The organism is Hymenobacter latericoloratus, from assembly GCF_014199535.1.
Lineage (GTDB): Bacteria > Bacteroidota > Bacteroidia > Cytophagales > Hymenobacteraceae > Hymenobacter > Hymenobacter latericoloratus.
Genome location: NZ_JACHNV010000003.1, coordinates 679,434 through 696,700, shown reverse-complemented (window position 1 = coordinate 696,700; position 17,267 = coordinate 679,434). Strand labels below are relative to the sequence as shown.

Sequence of the window (17,267 nt, the reverse complement as noted above, 5' to 3'; positions counted from 1 at the left end):
TAACGATATTCGAACTGAATATCCAGAAAATAAAAAGCCCGCTGTAGCGGGCTTTTTATTTTCTGTTGACAGGGCAGAACCACTACGAGCGTTGCTCGATGCTAACGTAGTCGCGCGCGGTTTCGCCGGTGTAGATCTGGCGCGGACGGCCGATGGGCTCCTTGTTCTCGCGCATCTCCTTCCACTGGGCAATCCAGCCGGGCAGGCGGCCCAGGGCAAACATTACCGTGAACATCTCCGTCGGGATGCCCAGGGCTTTGTAGATAATGCCCGAGTAGAAGTCCACGTTGGGGTAGAGCTTGCGCTGAATGAAATATTCGTCGGTGAGGGCGGCTTGCTCCAGCTCCTTGGCGATTTTCAGCAGGGGGCTGTCCTGCAGGCCCAGGGCCGTCAGCACCTCGTCGGCGGCTTTCTTGATGATGGTAGCGCGTGGGTCGAAATTTTTGTACACGCGGTGGCCGAAGCCCATCAGGCGGAACGAATCGTTCTTGTCCTTGGCCTTGGCAATGAACTTGCTGGTGTCGCCGCCGTCGCGCTCAATGGCCTCCAGCATCTCAACTACCTCCTGGTTGGCGCCGCCGTGCAGCGGACCCCACAAAGCGTTGATACCGGCCGAAACCGAGCCGTAGAGCGACGCATTGGCCGAGCCTACCAAGCGTACGGTAGAGGTAGAGCAGTTCTGCTCGTGGTCGGCGTGCAGGATGAGCAGTTTGTTGAGGGCGCTGACAACTACCGGATTCAGTTCGTACTTCTCCGTGGGGAAGCTGAACATCATGTGCAGGAAGTTGGAGCAGTAGTCCATGTCATTCCGCGGGTAGTTCAGGGGGTGACCCATCTGATTCTTGTAGGTCCAGGCCGCAATGGTGGGCAGCTTGGCCATCAGGCGAATCACGTTCAGGTTGATTTCCTCCTTGCTCAGGTCCGGCGATACGCTTTCGGGGTAGAAGGCGGTCAGGGCGCAGATCAGGCTGCTGAGGATGGCCATGGGGTGGGCCGCCGACGGGAAGCCGTCGAAAATCTTGCGCACGTCTTCGTGCACCAGGGTGTGCTTGGTAATCTGACCCGAGAAATCGGCCAGCTCCGCCTGGGTGGGCAGCTTGCCGTAAATCAGCAGGTAGGCTACTTCAATAAACGACGACTGCTCGGCCAGTTGCTCAATGGGGTAGCCCCGGTAGCGCAGAATGCCTTCTTCGCCGTCGAGAAAGGTAATGGCACTCTTGGTCGCCCCGGTGTTTTTGTAACCCGAGTCCAGGGTTACGTAGCCGGTTTGGTCGCGCAGCTTGCCAATGTCGAAGGCCTTTTCTTGCTCGGTGCCTTCAATAACGGGGAGAGAGTACGATTTCCCGTCGAGGATCAGTTCAGCAGATTCTGCCATAAGCTTGGGTTGAAGGGTGGGTTGCGGGGCGAAACTAAAGAATTACCAACTAGCAGTAAAACCCCGTGAGAGTTTGGCGCCTATACTACAATCCGACCCAGGTTGTTGTTTGAGTTGGGTAAAGCGCAAAGAAAAGCCCCCGGCCTGACAAGTCCGGCATATAACCCGACTTTTTCCGCTCGGTTACCGCATTTCCGCCCTGATTTTGTACAACGGGGCGGGCGTAGTGCCCTACGGCCGGAGGGAGTGCCTGACTGCTACGACAGTTTCTCCACCGCAACAGAACGAATATTAGCTGCTCCGGGTCGTAGGAGGAGCTACTTACCAATGCAGAACTGGGTAAAGATGCTGGTGAGCAAGTCGTCGTTGCTGATTTCGCCGGTAATCTGGCCCAGGGCCGCTAGGGCGTGGCGCAGGTCGGCGGCCAGCAGCTCGGTGCCAGCCCCACTGCTCAGGCCCGTCAGCACAGCATCAAGATGCTGAGTTGCCTGCTCCAGACTGCGGGCATGACGCACATTGGTGACGATGGTGCTGGCGCCGGTGCGGTCGAGGCCGTCAACTCGCACCAGAGCCAGTAGCTCCTGCCGCAGTTCGTCGAGGCCATCCCCCCGCGAAGCCGCGATGAGCACAGTGCCCGGGCGGTTCCGGAATGCGGCCAGCTCCGGCCCGGAAGCCACATCCGACTTATTGCCCACGGCCAAAACCGAAGTGCCCACCGGAGCCTGCAGCCCTTCAATTTCCTCTTCAAGCTGCTGGGGGGTAGTCGTCTTGATATCAAACAGATATACAACCAATGCTGCCTGCTGTACGCGCTTGCGCGTGCGCTCTACCCCAATAGACTCAACTACATCGGTAGTGTCGCGCAGGCCGGCCGTGTCCACGAAGCGGAAGCGGATGCCCTCGATGCTGACCTCATCCTCAATCAGGTCGCGGGTGGTGCCGGCAATGTCTGATACGATGGCCCGTTCCTCATTGAGCAGGGCATTGAGCAGGGTGCTTTTACCAGCATTGGGCCGCCCGGCAATAACGGTGGTTACGCCATGCTTGATGACGTTGCCCAGCTCAAAGGACCGCAACAGCCGGCGCACCAGCGCCTGAACTTCCTGCAGGAGCTGCACCAGCCCGGTCCGGTCGGCAAACTCCACGTCTTCTTCGCCGAAGTCCAGCTCCAGCTCCAGCAGGGCGGCAAACTGCACCAAGCGGCCGCGCAGGTTCTGTAGTTCCTGCGAAAAGCCCCCGCGCATCTGGCGCAGGGCTACTTGGTGCGACAGCGCCGAGTCGGCGGCAATCAGGTCGGCCACGGCTTCAGCCTGGGCCAGATCAAAGGCGCCGTGCAAAAAGGCCCGCTTAGTGAACTCGCCGGCTTCAGCCAGGCGGGCTCCGCGCCGGGTCAGCAGTCCTAGCAGTTCCTGCACAATGTAATCGGAGCCGTGGGTGCTGATTTCCACTACGTCCTCGCGGGTGTAGGAATGTGGCCCCCGGTACAGCGAAACAACTACCTCATCAATAATCCGCTCCCCATCCCGGATGGTGCCGTAGTGCAGCGTATGGCCGGGCTGGTTGCGCAGGGGCTTGCCGGCAAACACCTCATCGGTGAGGCGAATGGCCTCGGGCCCCGAGAGGCGGACCAGGGCAATGGCGCCGGCGCCGGGCGGCGTCGAGAGGGCAACGATGGTATCGGAAAGGGAGGTAGGAAGAGCAGCCACGGCGGCAAAAGAGGATAGGGTTGGCCGCAAAGGTAGGGGTTCGGCCTCGGGAAAAGCAGCCGGACGGGTACCCACTCAGCTGGCTCGCAGACTGGCAGCCGGCCCGGCAGCCGGCAGCAAGGTTCCTCAGCCCGTCACGAACAAATTGCGGCTGACCTCAGCGGAAATCAGATATTCTTTCGTTTTATTAATTCTGATTTCAAGCGAGTTATCAAATTGGATCTTATCCAATACTTCAATGTGCGTGCCCAGCTTCAGGCCTGCTTTATCCAGGTACTGCAGAAAGGGCCCGGAAGTATTCTTGACGGCTACCACGGTGCCCTGGTCGCCGGGGCGCAGATCGGCCAGCAGCCGGTGTTGGGGGCGGTACAACACCCCCTCGGCCGTTGGGATAGGGTCGCCGTGCGGGTCCAGTTGGGGGTAGCCCAGAAACTCGTCGAGGCGCTGAATGAGCAGGTCAGAGTCGATGTGCTCCATCTGCTCGGCCACCTCGTGCACCTCGTCCCAGCTGAAGCCCAACTGCTGCACCAGAAATACCTCCCAGAGGCGGTGCTTACGGATGGTAAGCAGGGCCAGGCGGCGGCCTTCGGCCGTGAGCGTCACGCCCCGGTAGCGGGTGTAGTGCAGCAGGCCTTTCTCGCCGAGGCGGCGCAGCATGTCCGTCACCGAGGCGGCGCGCGTTTGCAGGGCCTCGGCCACGCTGTTGGTGCTGACCTCGGTGCCAGGAGCGGCCTCGGCCAGCTTGTAGATGGCTTTTAGATAGTTTTCCTCGGTGTAGCTGGGCACGTGGGTGAAAGGCGGCGAAGCCAGGAGTGACAGGACGAAGATGTAAGGTTTTGCAAAAAGCGCGGCCGGTGACGGGCACCGGCCGCGCTTTTCTGCGGGCGTAGGGCCCGGAAGCTACCGCCCGGGCCGTTGCTGTGCTCAGCGGCTTCCTACCATTTAATCAGGGCCGAAGCCCAGGTAAAGCCCGAGCCGAACGCTGCCAGGCAAACCAGGTCGCCGCGCTTGATGCGGCCTTCCTGCACGGCTTCGCTTAACGCAATGGGCACCGAAGCGGCCGTGGTGTTGCCGTAGCGCTGGATGTTGCTGAAGATTTTATCATCCGAAAGGCCCATTTTCTGCTGCACGTACTGGGTGATGCGCAGGTTGGCCTGGTGGGGAATCAGCATGTCGAGGTCCTGGGGCTGGTAGCCGTTTTGGTCCAAAGCCTCCTTAATTACCTGGGGGAAACGGACCACCGCGTGCTTGAACACGTTCTGGCCGTTCATGTAGGGGTACATGTCCAGCTCGTTGGCTACCACGTACTCTACCCGGTTGTTGCGATTCGAGCCGGGCTCTTTCACAATCAGCTCCTCGGCGTGCTCGCCCTGGGAGTGGAGGTGGGTGCTCAGAATGCCGTGCTCCTCGCGGGTGCTGGGGCGCAGTACCACCGCGCCGGCGCCGTCGCCGAAAATAACGGATACAGCCCGGCCCCGGGTGCTGATATCCAGCCCGGAGGAGTGAATCTCGGAGCCGACCACCAGCACGGTGTCGTACATGCCGGTCTTGATGAACTGATCGGCCATCGACAGGGCGTACACGAAGCCCGAACACTGGTTGCGCACGTCGAAGGCCGGAATGGGAGCCTGAATGCCCAACTCGCGCTGCAGCAGCACCCCGGAGCCGGGGAAGAAGTAGTCCGGCGACAAGGTGGCAAACACAATCAGCTGCACATCGTCGGGGGTGAGGCCGGCCATTTCGAGGGCTTTGCGGGCCGCGTTGGCGCCCATGTTGGCCGTGGTATCTTTGCCTTCTTCAAACCAGCGCCGTTCCCGGATGCCGGTGCGCTCCTGAATCCACTCGTCGGTGGTTTCCATCAGGGTGGTGAGGTCGGCGTTGGTTACGACCCGGTCGGGCACATAGTGGCCCACACCGGCAATTTCAGACATTCGTAAGGTGTTGTTCATCAAAGGGGGAATTTGCGGGGCAGTTGGAACAGGAAACCGAGCCGAAGGTAGAAAAATTCGGCACTGCCTCGTAAACGGCCCGCAAAGGTCGGCAGTTACCGGATAGAATCCATGAGGTGGTGCAACTTTTCGGCTTCGGAATCCCAGAAAGCCTCCGCCGGAATGCCGCGGGGGTAGTACGCTGGCTGGCTCAGGGCCGCCGACAGCGCGGGGGCGGCCGGATACGCGGGCTCTTGAAAATCAAGAACCAGTCCGGCGCCATGCTCCTGCACCAGTGCCTGCCAAAGCGGGTTGGGCGGCACCACCATCGGCAATCCGTGGGCCAGGTACTCAAACAGCTTGGTGGGCACGCACCGGGCCGTGCTGGTATGGGGGCGGTAAGGCAGCAACCCCAGGTGGCTCCGCCGCATTTCGGCCACTACCTCGGCATGGGGCACCAATCCGGCCCCGCCTCGCAGCGTAACGGCGCCGCCGGCCGCGGCCACGGCGGCTTGCAGGCGCGGGAGCAGCCCCGGCTGCTGACAGGCCCCGATGATGGTAAGATGAACCCCGGGCCAGGCCGCGCGCAGGTGCTGGGTGAAGCGAATGGCCTCCCACACCCCATTCAGCTCCGAAATAGTGCCGGAATAAAGCAGGTTCAGCGGCTCGGCAGGGGTAGGGAGGCGGCGCGGAAAAACCGCCGGAGCGGCTTCGGCAGCATTGGGCTGGTATTTGTTTTCCATGACCAGTGTTTTGGCCGGCCAAGCAAAGGGCAGCTCCTCAGCGTAGCTGCGCTCGGCCAGCAGCACGGCCCAGGCCCGGCGGGCGGCCAGGGCTTCCAGGCCGCGGACCAGGTTGGCCAGCAGCCCGCGCGCCCAGGCCGGGTACACCTGCTGGGTTCGGATGTTGAGGGCATAGTTCTCGCGTACGTCATACGCAAAGCGCCGCCCCAGGCCCCGCAGCTGCCACAGCACCGTAAGCGGGAGCAGCTCGGGGGCGTGCACAACTACCACCTGGGGCTGCAAACGCCGCAGCAGCTGCCAGTAGCGCCACTGCGCCCGCAGGCGGGCCAGGCTCAGGCGGCTGCCATCCAGCAGGGCGTGGGTGTGCAGATGATCGGGCAGCGCCGGGGGGGTAGGCGCAAGGCGGCCCGCCACGTGCACCGTGGTTCCCGGCCGCCGGGCCAGCGTATGCCCAAACTTCCCCAGCATACGAGTGTCATCGAGGGGCTTGAGCACGGAGGCCAGCAAAATGGTCAGGGAAGGCGGCATATTGCCTGCGAAGATGGTAAGTTTGCGCGGCATCAGTTGCCGGCTGCCAATGGTGCGCTGTGGTTGTGATGACCGGGCACCTGCGAATCGACAGCTGGCAGCTCTCCACTGACAACTTACTATTTCATGTCTGAACTCCAAACCCTGATTGAGGCTGCCTGGACCGACCGGAGCCTGTTGCAGCAAGCCGCCACCACGGAGGCCATCCAGCACGTAATTGAAGAGCTTGATAAGGGCCGCCTGCGCGTGGCCCAGCCCGGCGCTACCGAAGGCGCCGACTGGCAGGTAAACGACTGGGTGAAAAAGGCGGTTATCCTGTATTTCCCCATCCGGCAGATGGAGACCCTGGAGGTAGGGCCTTTCGAGTTCCGCGACAAGATGAGGCTGAAAACCAACTACGAGCAGCAGGGGGTGCGCGTGGTGCCCCCGGCCGTAGCCCGCTACGGCGCCTACCTGGCTCCGGGCGTAATTATGATGCCCAGCTACGTCAACATCGGCGCCTGGGTCGGCGAGGGTACTATGGTGGACACCTGGGCCACCGTAGGCTCCTGCGCCCAGATTGGGGCCGGGGTGCACCTGAGCGGGGGGGTAGGCATTGGCGGGGTACTGGAGCCCGTACAGGCAGCCCCCGTTATCGTGGAAGATGGCGCCTTCGTAGGCTCGCGCAGCATTCTGGTAGAGGGCTGCTTCGTGGGCAAGGAAGCCGTAATTGGGGCCGGCGTGACCATCACGGGTAGCACCCGCATTATTGATGTAACCGGGGCTGAGCCCAAGGAGTACCGCGGCTACGTGCCGGCCCGCTCCGTTGTCATTCCTGGCTCCCTGCCCAAGCAGTTCCCGGCCGGCGAGTACCAGGTGCCCTGCGCCCTCATCATCGGGCAGCGCAAGCCCAGCACCGACCTGAAAACTTCCCTCAACGACGCCCTGCGCGAGCATAACGTAGCCGTTTAGAGCCGCCCGTCGGCCTGGGGCACCCCGGTGCCCCAGGCCGGGGCCTGGAAAAGAACCCTGTGCCCTTTGTGCCGGGGTTCTTTTTTTCCACGGACAGATACAGGATATTGCGCTGCGGTGAGTAATTCACTCACCTGAATTCCCCCGATTATTCTTCTTGATGAGTACCCTCAAATCAGTAGTGTCCGCGGCCCAGGCCCGCGACGAAGTGCGCGACTACGTAGCCCAGGAATTAGGCATCAGCCCCGAGCAGGTGCAAACCCGAGTGGCCTTTAACCGGGAACTGCCCTGGGTGGATGGCCGCACGCGCCCCTGCTTCCTGGTGGAGTGGGCCGAGCCCAACGGCCGCGACGGGGTAGCCATTGCCGGGCCCTACACCCACAACTTTTTCGAGTTCAGCCGGGCCGATGCCTACCAGCTGGGCGCCCAGAACGCCTGGCGCCAGCAGCTGCTGAACCTATACGCTGGCTGCGAGCTGGTGGTGCAGGCCCGCCTGACCCAGCCCCTCACCGACGTAACCGACCCCACGCGCCTAGCCATCATCACCCAGACGCTGGAGGAGCGCACCAATTGGCGCATTGCCGTCAATGTGTCGTTGCGGGAGTTTCTGCGCTTGGGCACCGATGAGTACTACATCTTCAATGGCAGCTGGGTCTGGAACCCGAACTACCGCTACTCGCACCTGAAGGGCTTTATTCCCTACGGTGAGAAAACCCTCATGGAGCTGCCCAAAACCGGCTTCATCCCCGTCAAGTCACATTCTCCCTTCGAGGCCATTCCGCCCGTGGGCGAAGACGGGGCCTACCCCGGCGAGCTGGTCAGCTTCATTATCGTGAAAAACAACCAGATCCTGGAAACCCGCGGCCTCGATCTGTACGCCCGCACCCTCATGAACCAGGTAGCCATGTTCTACGCCCTCGGCCGCGAGCATGGCCCCTTCCAGATTGATTTGCTTGAGCAGCAATAAGGCTCGCTTGAGCGTATTCTTGCGCGCTCAGGCGAAGATGAACCACAAAAAAGCCCGCCCTGACACTGTCAGGGCGGGCTTTTTATAATGGCTTCGGCTTAGTGCACTTTGGCTTCCGGCTTGAGCTTGTCGGCAAACACTTGGCGCACCTTATCAACCTTGGGCTTCACCACAAACTGGCAGTAAGGCTGCTGGCCGTTCTGGTTGTAGTAGTTCTGGTGGTAGTTCTCGGCCGCGTAGAACTTCTGCAGGGGCACGATTTCCGTTACCACCGGATTCGGGAAGGCGTGGGCCGCGTTGAGCTTTTTCTTGTACTCCTCGGCCAGGCGCTTCTGCTCATCGTTGTGGTAGAAGATGGCCGAGCGGTACTGCGTTCCTACGTCGGCGCCCTGGCGGTTGAGGGTCGTGGGGTCGTGGGTTTTCCAGAACACTTCCAGCAGCTCCGCGAAGCTGATTTTGCTAGGGTCGTAGGTAATCTGGGCTACCTCGGCGTGGCCCGTCAGGCCGCTGCATACTTCTTTATAGGTAGGGTTGGCGATGCGTCCGCCGGTATAGCCCGATACTACTTTCTCGACGCCATTGAGGTCCTGAAAAACAGCCTCGACGCACCAGAAGCAGCCGGCTCCAAAAGTTGCCTGTTCCATTCGTGGGGGTTTCGTAGTTGATGACTTAGAGGTTGCTCGTTGCGCGGTGGCGGCCGTCAGCAGGCCCAGCCACAGCAAAGCAGTTAATACAGCTCGTATCATACGGGTAAAAGGATTTTGAGGGCCGAAAAGTTTAGCAATACGGCTGAGCTGCCATAAAAACAAACCGGCCCCTCTGCCGGGAAGGCAAAAGGGCCGGTTTGGCTTCAAAGCCGGAGTAGGAAATTACTTCCGGAACCGCTCGGCCAGCACCAGGTCCTTGGTGCCGTGGGTCCAGGAGTAAAAGCCTTCGCCCGATTTCACGCCCAGGCGGCCGGCCGTCACCATGTTGACCAGCAGGGGGCAGGGGGCGTATTTCTGGTTGCCCAGGCCCTCGTGCAGCACCCGCAGAATGGCCAGGCACACATCCAGCCCGATGAAGTCGGCGAGCTGCAGGGGGCCCATGGGGTGGGCCATGCCCAGCTTCATGACCGTATCAATTTCTTCTACGCCGGCCACGCCCTCGTACAGGCTGTAAATGGCCTCGTTAATCATGGGCATGAGAATACGGTTGGCCACAAAGCCGGGGTAGTCGTTTACCTCGGTGGGCGTTTTGCCCAGTTCCCGCGACAGGTCCATGATGCGCTGGGTTACTTCTTCGGAAGTGGCGTAGCCCCGGATAACCTCCACCAGCTTCATCACCGGCACCGGGTTCATGAAGTGCATGCCAATCACCTGGGCCGGGCGTTTGGTTACGGCCGCAATGCGGGTAATAGAAATAGAAGAGGTGTTGGAGGCCAGGATGGCATCGGCGGGGGCGTGCTGGTCCAGCTCGCGGAAGATGTTCAGCTTCAGCTCCACGTTTTCGGTGGCGGCTTCTACCACCAGGCCCGCGTTCTTCACGCCTTCCGCTACGCTGGTGTAGGTAGTGAGGCGGCCCAGGGTAGCAGTTTTGTCGGCGTCGGTGAGGGCGCCCTTGGCCACCTGGCGGTCGAGGTTCTTGCCAATGGTAGCCAGGCCTTTTTCCAGGGCCGGCTGGTTAATGTCGATGAGGGCAACGGAGAATCCGTGCTGGGCAAACACGTGGGCAATACCATTGCCCATGGTGCCCGAGCCAATAACGGCGACGTTACGCATAGAGAAATAAAAGTGGGTGGGAAGAACTGAAAAACAGGGATGGTAGCCGCGAAAGGGCTGCTGCAAAGCTACACCAAACCCAGCCCAGGCAGTACATAGCTCACTAATTTGTGTATTGCTATACGTAATTTCTTGATTTAATAAAGGTGGTTTTTGAGGCGTAAATAGGGTTTTTGGCGTTGAAAGATCCTGTCGCTAAAAAAAATATGAATATAGAATAAACCTTTTGCTGGAGTTGGCGCGTACAAAACCGCAGATCGGCTACCCATCCTGTCCTCCCTATTCCAGACAGGCAGCCGCTCCAGTTCTCTCCCTTTTTTCACCTACTCTCTCCTCTCCATCATGGGTAATCTGCTGTATATCATTGCGGTCATTCTGATCATCATCTGGGCTCTGGGTTTCTTCGGCGTACTTGGCGCCGGCATCGGAAACAACAGCCTGATTCACGTACTGCTCGTTATTGCTATCATCGCCATTCTGCTACGGGTTATCCGGGGCGGGCGGGTAGTATAACCAGCCACCTCATTCCACTTGGTAGTGGAATTCTTTAGTCCGAAAAACGCGAAAAGCCTGACTCATTTGAGTCAGGCTTTTTTGTGTGCTACCCGCCGTAGGTTCTATTTCAGATCGAACAGAAAGCTGAAGCGGATAACGGGCTGGCCGTAGATATCGTTGATGCCGTCGTTGAAGTTGTAAAGCACCACGATGTCGGCAGCGGCCCGGTCGCTGATCTGCTGGCGGTAGCCGGCCCCAGCCAGGGGTGTCTTCACCGTCAGCTTGCCTTTGCGTAGCTGGCCGTACTGGTCCTGAAACACCACTTCGGCTTTGGTTACCTCATACTCCCCGTGCAGGAAGAACTGGTCAAACACCATTAGCTGAGCAAAGCCTTTCAGGCCGAGGCTGTTGGTTTTAATACCCTCAAAGCCCCGAGCCGATAAGCTGTTATAGGCATATGTGATGCCAGGGCCGAGAGCGAACTTCTTGGAGACGCGGTAGCCGATGGCCGGCGCGATGCTGGCACTGAACTGGTTGAGGCCATAGATGCTGCTAAAGCCCAACCCGAAGTTGCTGTACAGAAAGTAGCGGCGCATGGGTGGCTCCGGCGCGGCTACGCCCGGCCGCTGGGGTAAATCGAGGCCCGAGGGGCGGTTAGGGTCGTAGGGAGCATTGGAGGCCGGCACGCCGGGCTGGGCCGGTTCGGTGGGCGGGGTGGGGGTAGGCTGGTACACGGGCGCCGGCGTGCGCACCGGGGCCGCGCCGGGCGGAGCCGTGTTCAGCTGCGGCTTTACCGTGCGCGTGGTATCGGTTACCTGCGCCGAAACGGTAGGGGCCAACCCAAGGCTGGCCCCACCAAAAAGAACAAAAAACAGAAGTCGTTTCATATGCTGGTTACAACGTAACTACGACACCAACTGATACATACGTTGGCGCTGGGCTTTGATATTTTCGTCGGCCAGGTACTCTTCGTAGCTCATGCGGCGGTCAATGATGCCATCCGGGGTGAGCTCAATGATGCGGTTGGCTACGGTTTCTACTACCTGCAAGTCGTGAGAGGCAAAAATCAGGGTGCCGGTAAAGTCCTTCAGGGAGTTGTTCAGGGCCGTAATGCTTTCCAGGTCGAGGTGGTTCGTGGGGTCGTCGAGCACGAGCACGTTGCCGGCTTCCATCATCATCTTGCTCAGCATGCAACGTACTTTCTCGCCCCCACTGAGCACATTCGATTTTTTCTGTGACTCCTCGCCGGAGAACAGCATGCGGCCCAAAAAGCCCCGGATAAACGACTCGTCTTTCTCGGTGCTGTACTGGCGCAACCAATCTACCAGGTTCAGATCGGTATCAAAGAACTCGGTGTTTTCCTTGGGGAAATAGCTGGGCGTGATGGTAGTGCCCCACTTGAACTCGCCCGTGTCGGGCTTGGTCTCATTAAAGAGGATGTCGAAGAGGAGGGAAGCGGCCCGGTCGTCGCGGCTGATGATGGCTACCTTATCCTTTTTATCCAGCGAGAAGGATACGTTCCGAAAAACCGTCTGCCCATCCACCGATTTACTCAGGTTTTCCACCGTCAGCAGCTGATTGCCAGCCTCGCGCTCCGATTTGAAGGCGATGTAAGGGTATTTGCGCGACGAAGGCTTGATTTCCTCCAGCGTAAGCTTTTGCAGCAGCTTCTGGCGCGAAGTAGCCTGCTTGGATTTCGACGCGTTGGCCGAGAAGCGGCGCACAAACTCTTCCAGCTCCTTGCGTTTATCCTCGGTTTTCTTGTTTACCTCCTGGCGCTGGCGCAAAGCCAGCTGCGACGACTCGTACCAGAACGAGTAGTTGCCGGGGTACATGGTAATCTTCGAGAAGTCGAGGTCGGCCATGTAGTTACACACCGCGTCGAGGAAGTGGCGGTCGTGGCTGACCACAATTACCGTGTTCTGGAATGAATCAAGAAAGTTTTCCAGCCACAGTACAGTTTCGGCATCAAGGCCGTTGGTGGGTTCGTCCAGCAGCAGCACGTCGGGGTTGCCGAACAAGGCCTGGGCCAGCAGCACCCGCACCTTGTCAGAGGTGCCCAGGTCGCCCATCAGAGTATGGTGCTTGTCTTCCGAAATGCCCAGGCCGGAGAGCAGCTCGGCTGCCTCGTACTCGGCGTTCCAGCCTTCCAAGTCGGCAAACTCACCTTCCAGGGCGGCCGCCCGCTCCCCGTCTGCGTCCGAAAAATCGGCTTTGGCGTACAGCGCGTCTTTCTCCTCCATTACCTGCCACAGGCGCTGGTGACCCATAATAACCGTCTGGAGAACCGGGAAGGCATCAGCCGCGAACTGATCCTGCTTCAGCACCGAAAGACGGGCGCCCTTGGGCATATCCACCGAGCCCGTGTTCGGCTCAATCTCGCCCGAGAGAATCTTCAAAAAGGTTGATTTGCCTGCCCCGTTGGCCCCAATGAGGCCGTACACGTTGCCGGGCATAAACTTAATGGTAACGTCTTCGAACAATACGCGCTTGCCGTAGCGCAGACTTACGTTGGAGGTGCTGATCATAGGAAAAATATGCGGAGAAACTTCGGACCGGCCGGCCCGGGCAAAGGCCCGGCGAAACGGCCGGCAAAAATACGCAAAATGCCCCGGCCGGGCCGAGCTGCGGGAAAGAGTTGCGGCCGATTGCAAAAAAAAGCCACCGCAATACACAACTACCTGCCCAGCAATACGGTATAAAAAGTAGCTGATGGCTACTACTGGCACCCGTGGAGCACCTGGAAAACAGCTATGCACCCGGGGCTGGTTCCCTGCCAGTCAGCATCCCCCGATTGTTCATTTTCCCCAACCCCTTTTTTTTTGTATGGCTACTTCACGCATTACGCCCGAAACCAATGGCATTCGTTACGGCCTGTTTACGTCGGTCGGCATGATCGTATATTTTATCGTTGCTTCCCTGACGGGCTTGGTCCAGCGCATCGAGTTCAGCTTCCTGAACGGCGTGATTCTGGCCGTCGGCGTTTGCCTGGCCATTGTGAATTACAAGCGTTTCCGCCAGGACCGCATGCCCTACCTGCACGGATTCGGGACGGGTATTATCACTGCGCTGGTGGCTTCCGTTGTGTTTGCCCTCTTCTTTATCGTGTACGCGGGCGTACTGAACCGCCAGATTATGGAAGGTATCCGGGCCGAGGACCTGTTTGGGTTTGACCTCTCGGTGACCATTGCTTTCCTGGCAATTATCCTGCAAGGGGCCATGTCCGGCGTGATTATTTCCCTGGTAGCCATGCAGTACTACAAGAGCCCCGACCACAAGCCGATTACTGGTATTGAGTAGAAGCAACTCAACAATCCAACCCAAAAGCGGGCCCTTAGGGTCCGCTTTTTTAGTACCTAGCTATATAGAAGTAGATAAATATACATGGTTATTTTTATAAAAAGTTATACAAAAAATATACTGTATATATTCCGTTGTGCTTTTTTTAGTATATATTTGTATTAACAAAAGGGCAGAGGGGCTGAATTTTTCTTGGAAAATGTTGGTTAACTCAGCACTTATGTCTTTCTACCTGCATGCTTTCCGTTTTCATATGAAAACTTCAGTACTCACCTTTTTGCTTGTCGTTAGCTTAAGCACCGTCTCGTTGGCGCAGCGCCGGGACCGGTACGCCGAGCGCCCCGGAGCCCCTGATGCTGCTGTTGAGCGGGTGGAAGAGGTTACCCGGCAAATGAGTTCTCAGCTGCAACTAAATGAGGCTCAGTTTATTAAGTTGCGCGAAGTAAATAAGATAAAGCTGGCCCGGCTGGAGGAAATTCAGTGGGAGTACCAGCAGGATCCGCTGCAGCGCAACGCCAAAATGGCTGAGCTGGAAGCACAATACGAGGCCGAGTGCAGCCGCATCCTCACGCCTTCGCAGTTAAGCCTGTTCCGTGAGGAGCAAAAGCGCGACTCCGTGCCTACCCCACCCGCTAACTCCAACGAAGGCGGCTTGGGCTAACGTAGCCTTTTTCATTTACCAAACCTGCGCGGCCGCACCACACTACATGGTGCGGCCGCGCTGGCTTTTGCAACGTTCCCTCTCAGCGTGGGTGGGGCGTTAGCAGAATACTTACAGTTTACTGGGACTAAATCACCGGGAGAATAACTTCTGTGATGGTGCCCGTAGCCCCGCTGCGCAACATGACCCGGCCCCGGGCGGCGCGCGGGTGCCCCGGAGCACACTGCAGGCCAGCAGTTACGTAATAGATGTACACTTTGTCGCTTTGCTCTCCTAGCTCTTCCTCGTCGGGGTGGCCCAGCAGGCGGGTTATGTCGTTAACGCGGGCGCCATACAGCTCGCCACGGTGTTTCTCCAGAACCGGGAGCAGGGTGGCGCGCTTGCTTCGGCAGCCGTACGCATCAGCCCGCCAAGCCTCAGAGTCGAAGCCCGGAAGGCTGGGCAGGGAGTGGCCGCAACCGGCAGTCAGCGCTCCTGCCACAAGGATGACTGCGAGGCGCCGGAGAAAAAAGGGAACGGTTTGCACGGAAAGTGAGTTTGGCCCCCGAAGGGTAGTGAGAGAAAAGTGCTATTTTTGACTTACCCAGGGCCGCAAAACGGCCTGATGCCTTCGCAATTTACTTCGCCCCGACTGAATTAGCCGATGACGAATGTGTTTACCCGGGTTGCCGGATTGTTGCTGACCGCCCTCACGCTGGGCAACCCGTTGGCAGCGGCACCGCCCACTGGCCGCACACCTACCCCTGCCGCCGCGAGCGTACGGCTCAACGGCCCGGAAAAAGCTTTCGTAATGGCTGCTTTTGAGCAGCACGTAGCCCTGTCTTACGCCCAGGCGGGCCTGAGTGCTACCGGCCTGCCGCTGGATGTGTACCGCCGCGCGCTGATTGGCTTCTACCATCTGCAGCAGCGGGGTACTACCAGCGCCCACATATTGTCCATTATCGATTTTAGTCGCTCCAGCACCCAGAAGCGGCTCTGGACACTTGATCTGGCCAAAGGAAAGCTACTGCACCACACGCTGGTAGCACACGGTAAGTACACGGGGGAGGAGTTCGCCCAGAATTTCTCGAACCGCGAGGGCTCAGAGATGAGTAGTCTGGGGTTCTACGTAACGGGTGCTACCTACCAAGGCAAGCACGGCCTGTCGTTGAAGCTGCACGGAGTAGATGCCGGCTACAACACCAATGCCCTCAGTCGCGCCGTGGTGGTACACGGTGCAGACTATGTTAGCCAGCAGTTTATCCGGCAGCACGGGCGGCTGGGGCGTAGTCAGGGCTGCCCGGCTCTGCCCGTAGAACAAACGCCGGCCATCATCCGCACGATAAAAGGCGGAACCGTGCTGTTTGCCAATGGCCCCGCGTATACTGGCTACCGCTCCAACTGGTTAAGTCTGGATCCGGCCCTGGTGGGCTTTGCCCGTAGCAAGGGCCTGCTTGGGCAGGTTGGCTAACCCGCCGTTCTATCCCAGAAAAAAGCCCCGCCCGCTGTTACAAAACAGCCGGCGGGGCTTTGGCTATACTGGGGTGTACTCTCAGAAAACCCGGGTGGGCTCAAGCCCGGTCGCCGGTGGTTTTTACCAGGTTAATGCCGGCGAAAAAGAAAATCAGCCCGATAACGAAAGGTACAAACGAGTTCATCTTGCTCAGGCCCAGCCCCCCGATCTGGAGGAATGCCAGGGCGCCGACAATAATACCGAGTATGCCCAGGATGGTAAGAATGCTGCCAAAGGTGCGTTTCTGATTCATGGGAGAGGGAAGTTGCAGTGGGGAGAAACGGCCCGCCGGGTAGGCGGGCCGGAATAGTGACTGATACGTGGGTAGGTCAGATTTAGGTTCTGCCGGCCCCGACAACCCTACCGTAGGCTTCGCGTTACAAGGCCCTAGAGGCCACCCGGCCCCTTTTTAGCTTGTTTCACTCCCTTTTCCCTACCCCCAACCATGCGAGGAAGCCTTCGATACATAATTGCTTTGGTCATGGCGGCCTTCGCGTTCATCCCGTATTACTGCAACACGCAGAAAAACGAAGTGACCGGCGAAGTGCAGCACGTTGATATGTCGGCTGACCAGGAAATAGCCCTGGGTTTGCAGGCCGCCCCCGAAATGGCCCAGCAGTACGGCGGCATCCACCCCGACCGCCAGGCCGGCGCCGCCCTTGAGCGCATTGGTCAGCAGATTGTGCAAAGCACCAAAGTCCGCCAGAGCCCCTACAAATTTCAGTTTCATCTGCTAGCCGACGAAAACACGATTAACGCCTTTGCTTTGCCCGGCGGGCAGATATTTATTACGGCCGGTCTGCTGAAAAACCTGAAAACGGAAGGGCAGGTGGCCGGTGTACTGGCCCACGAAATCGGGCACGTGGTAGGCCGGCACTCGGCTGAGCAGATTGCCAAATCCCGGCTGACTCAGGGCCTGACCGGTGCCGCCGCCATTGGCCTCTACGACCCCGACCGGCCCGCTACGATGGCCAGCGCGGCCGCGGCGGCAATGGTTGGCAAGCTGCTCACGCTGCGCTACGGCCGCGAAGATGAGCTGGAGGCTGACCGCCTCGCCGTTGATTTCACCCCGGCCGCCGGCTACGACCCGCGTTCCATGATTCAGGTAATGGAAATTCTGGATCAGGCTAACCACGGCGGCGGCCCGCCCGAATTTTTGAGTACCCACCCCAACCCTGGCAACCGCATTCAGGAGCTGCAGCGCGATATAGCCGAAGATTTCCCGCAGGGGCTGCCCGGCAACCTGAAACCGTAGGGCCCACTCCATAAATTCTGTGTTCCATAGCCGACCTTAGGTCGGCTATGTGCGTTTCAGACGTGACCGACCTCTGGCGGGGCTACCCCCTGAGAGCTGCTGAACC

General features: G+C 59.2%; 18 protein-coding genes. 7 read left to right on the top strand and 11 right to left on the bottom strand.

Translation table 11 applies throughout. The annotated features are described in order from the left end of the window. Positions 1-82: 82 nt before the first annotated feature. The 5 genes from GGU46_RS13490 to GGU46_RS13470 form a co-directional block, all read right to left on the bottom strand. Positions 83-1,375, bottom strand: coding sequence for a citrate synthase (locus tag GGU46_RS13490; protein WP_183404037.1), 1,293 nt, complete (start codon positions 1,373-1,375; stop codon positions 83-85). Positions 1,376-1,692: 317 nt separating this feature from the next. Then, positions 1,693-3,111, bottom strand: a complete 1,419-nt coding sequence (mnmE, locus tag GGU46_RS13485) for a tRNA uridine-5-carboxymethylaminomethyl(34) synthesis GTPase MnmE (protein ID WP_215906347.1) — start codon at positions 3,109-3,111, stop codon at positions 1,693-1,695. A gap of 96 nt (positions 3,112-3,207) precedes the next feature. After that, positions 3,208-3,867: a metal-dependent transcriptional regulator gene (locus tag GGU46_RS13480; RefSeq protein WP_183404035.1), complete on the bottom strand. Its 660-nt coding sequence runs from the start codon at positions 3,865-3,867 to the stop codon at positions 3,208-3,210. Positions 3,868-4,016: 149 nt separating this feature from the next. Continuing rightward, positions 4,017-5,012 (bottom strand): 3-oxoacyl-ACP synthase III family protein, encoded by a 996-nt coding sequence (locus GGU46_RS13475; protein WP_246398978.1) that lies wholly within the window; start codon positions 5,010-5,012, stop codon positions 4,017-4,019. Between the two features lie 113 nt (positions 5,013-5,125). Next, positions 5,126-6,313: a glycosyltransferase gene (locus GGU46_RS13470; RefSeq protein WP_215906346.1), complete on the bottom strand. Its 1,188-nt coding sequence runs from the start codon at positions 6,311-6,313 to the stop codon at positions 5,126-5,128. Positions 6,314-6,406: 93 nt separating this feature from the next. Here GGU46_RS13470 and GGU46_RS13465 point away from each other — a divergent pair, with 93 nt between their 5' ends. Together GGU46_RS13465 and GGU46_RS13460 are read left to right on the top strand one after the other, a co-directional pair. Further along, positions 6,407-7,231: a 2,3,4,5-tetrahydropyridine-2,6-dicarboxylate N-succinyltransferase gene (locus tag GGU46_RS13465; RefSeq protein WP_183404032.1), complete on the top strand. Its 825-nt coding sequence runs from the start codon at positions 6,407-6,409 to the stop codon at positions 7,229-7,231. A 160-nt stretch (positions 7,232-7,391) separates the two neighbouring features. Next, positions 7,392-8,198, top strand: coding sequence for a hypothetical protein (locus tag GGU46_RS13460; protein ID WP_183404031.1), 807 nt, complete (start codon positions 7,392-7,394; stop codon positions 8,196-8,198). 98 nt (positions 8,199-8,296) lie between these two features. Here the strand turns inward: GGU46_RS13460 and msrA are convergent, their stop codons facing one another. Beyond that, on the bottom strand, positions 8,297-8,842 hold the full coding sequence (gene msrA / locus GGU46_RS13455) for a peptide-methionine (S)-S-oxide reductase MsrA (RefSeq protein ID WP_183404030.1): 546 nt from the start codon (positions 8,840-8,842) through the stop codon (positions 8,297-8,299). A gap of 225 nt (positions 8,843-9,067) precedes the next feature. Then, positions 9,068-9,958, bottom strand: a complete 891-nt coding sequence (locus tag GGU46_RS13450; RefSeq protein WP_183404029.1) for a 3-hydroxyacyl-CoA dehydrogenase family protein — start codon at positions 9,956-9,958, stop codon at positions 9,068-9,070. A 342-nt stretch (positions 9,959-10,300) separates the two neighbouring features. Between GGU46_RS13450 and GGU46_RS13445 the strand changes: the two genes are divergently transcribed. Beyond that, positions 10,301-10,471 (top strand): lmo0937 family membrane protein, encoded by a 171-nt coding sequence (locus GGU46_RS13445; protein WP_183404028.1) that lies wholly within the window; start codon positions 10,301-10,303, stop codon positions 10,469-10,471. Between the two features lie 104 nt (positions 10,472-10,575). On the opposite strand, the gene GGU46_RS13440 is transcribed toward GGU46_RS13445, so the two are convergent. Continuing rightward, positions 10,576-11,340, bottom strand: coding sequence for a hypothetical protein (locus tag GGU46_RS13440; protein ID WP_183404027.1), 765 nt, complete (start codon positions 11,338-11,340; stop codon positions 10,576-10,578). A gap of 18 nt (positions 11,341-11,358) precedes the next feature. Further along, positions 11,359-12,981: an ABC-F family ATP-binding cassette domain-containing protein gene (locus GGU46_RS13435; RefSeq protein WP_183404026.1), complete on the bottom strand. Its 1,623-nt coding sequence runs from the start codon at positions 12,979-12,981 to the stop codon at positions 11,359-11,361. A 298-nt stretch (positions 12,982-13,279) separates the two neighbouring features. Between GGU46_RS13435 and GGU46_RS13430 the strand changes: the two genes are divergently transcribed. Both GGU46_RS13430 and GGU46_RS13425 read left to right on the top strand, forming a co-directional pair. Continuing rightward, the gene (locus tag GGU46_RS13430) at positions 13,280-13,753 is read left to right on the top strand and encodes a DUF4199 domain-containing protein (RefSeq protein WP_183404025.1); all 474 of its coding nucleotides are present in this window, start codon (positions 13,280-13,282) and stop codon (positions 13,751-13,753) included. A gap of 253 nt (positions 13,754-14,006) precedes the next feature. Then, the gene (locus tag GGU46_RS13425) at positions 14,007-14,414 is read left to right on the top strand and encodes a hypothetical protein (RefSeq protein WP_183404024.1); all 408 of its coding nucleotides are present in this window, start codon (positions 14,007-14,009) and stop codon (positions 14,412-14,414) included. Positions 14,415-14,541: 127 nt separating this feature from the next. Here the strand turns inward: GGU46_RS13425 and GGU46_RS13420 are convergent, their stop codons facing one another. Further along, positions 14,542-14,895, bottom strand: coding sequence for a hypothetical protein (locus tag GGU46_RS13420; RefSeq protein ID WP_183404023.1), 354 nt, complete (start codon positions 14,893-14,895; stop codon positions 14,542-14,544). Positions 14,896-15,087: 192 nt separating this feature from the next. Between GGU46_RS13420 and GGU46_RS13415 the strand changes: the two genes are divergently transcribed. After that, positions 15,088-15,864 (top strand): murein L,D-transpeptidase catalytic domain family protein, encoded by a 777-nt coding sequence (locus GGU46_RS13415; protein WP_215906345.1) that lies wholly within the window; start codon positions 15,088-15,090, stop codon positions 15,862-15,864. Between the two features lie 100 nt (positions 15,865-15,964). On the opposite strand, the gene GGU46_RS13410 is transcribed toward GGU46_RS13415, so the two are convergent. Further along, entirely contained in the window at positions 15,965-16,159 is a 195-nt protein-coding gene (locus tag GGU46_RS13410; protein ID WP_183404022.1) for a hypothetical protein, read from the bottom strand. A gap of 228 nt (positions 16,160-16,387) precedes the next feature. On the opposite strand from GGU46_RS13410, the gene GGU46_RS13405 reads away from it, so the two are divergent. After that, a complete protein-coding gene (locus GGU46_RS13405) occupies positions 16,388-17,161 on the top strand; it encodes a M48 family metallopeptidase (protein ID WP_246398979.1) in 774 nt (257 codons plus the stop codon). Positions 17,162-17,267 lie beyond the last annotated feature (106 nt).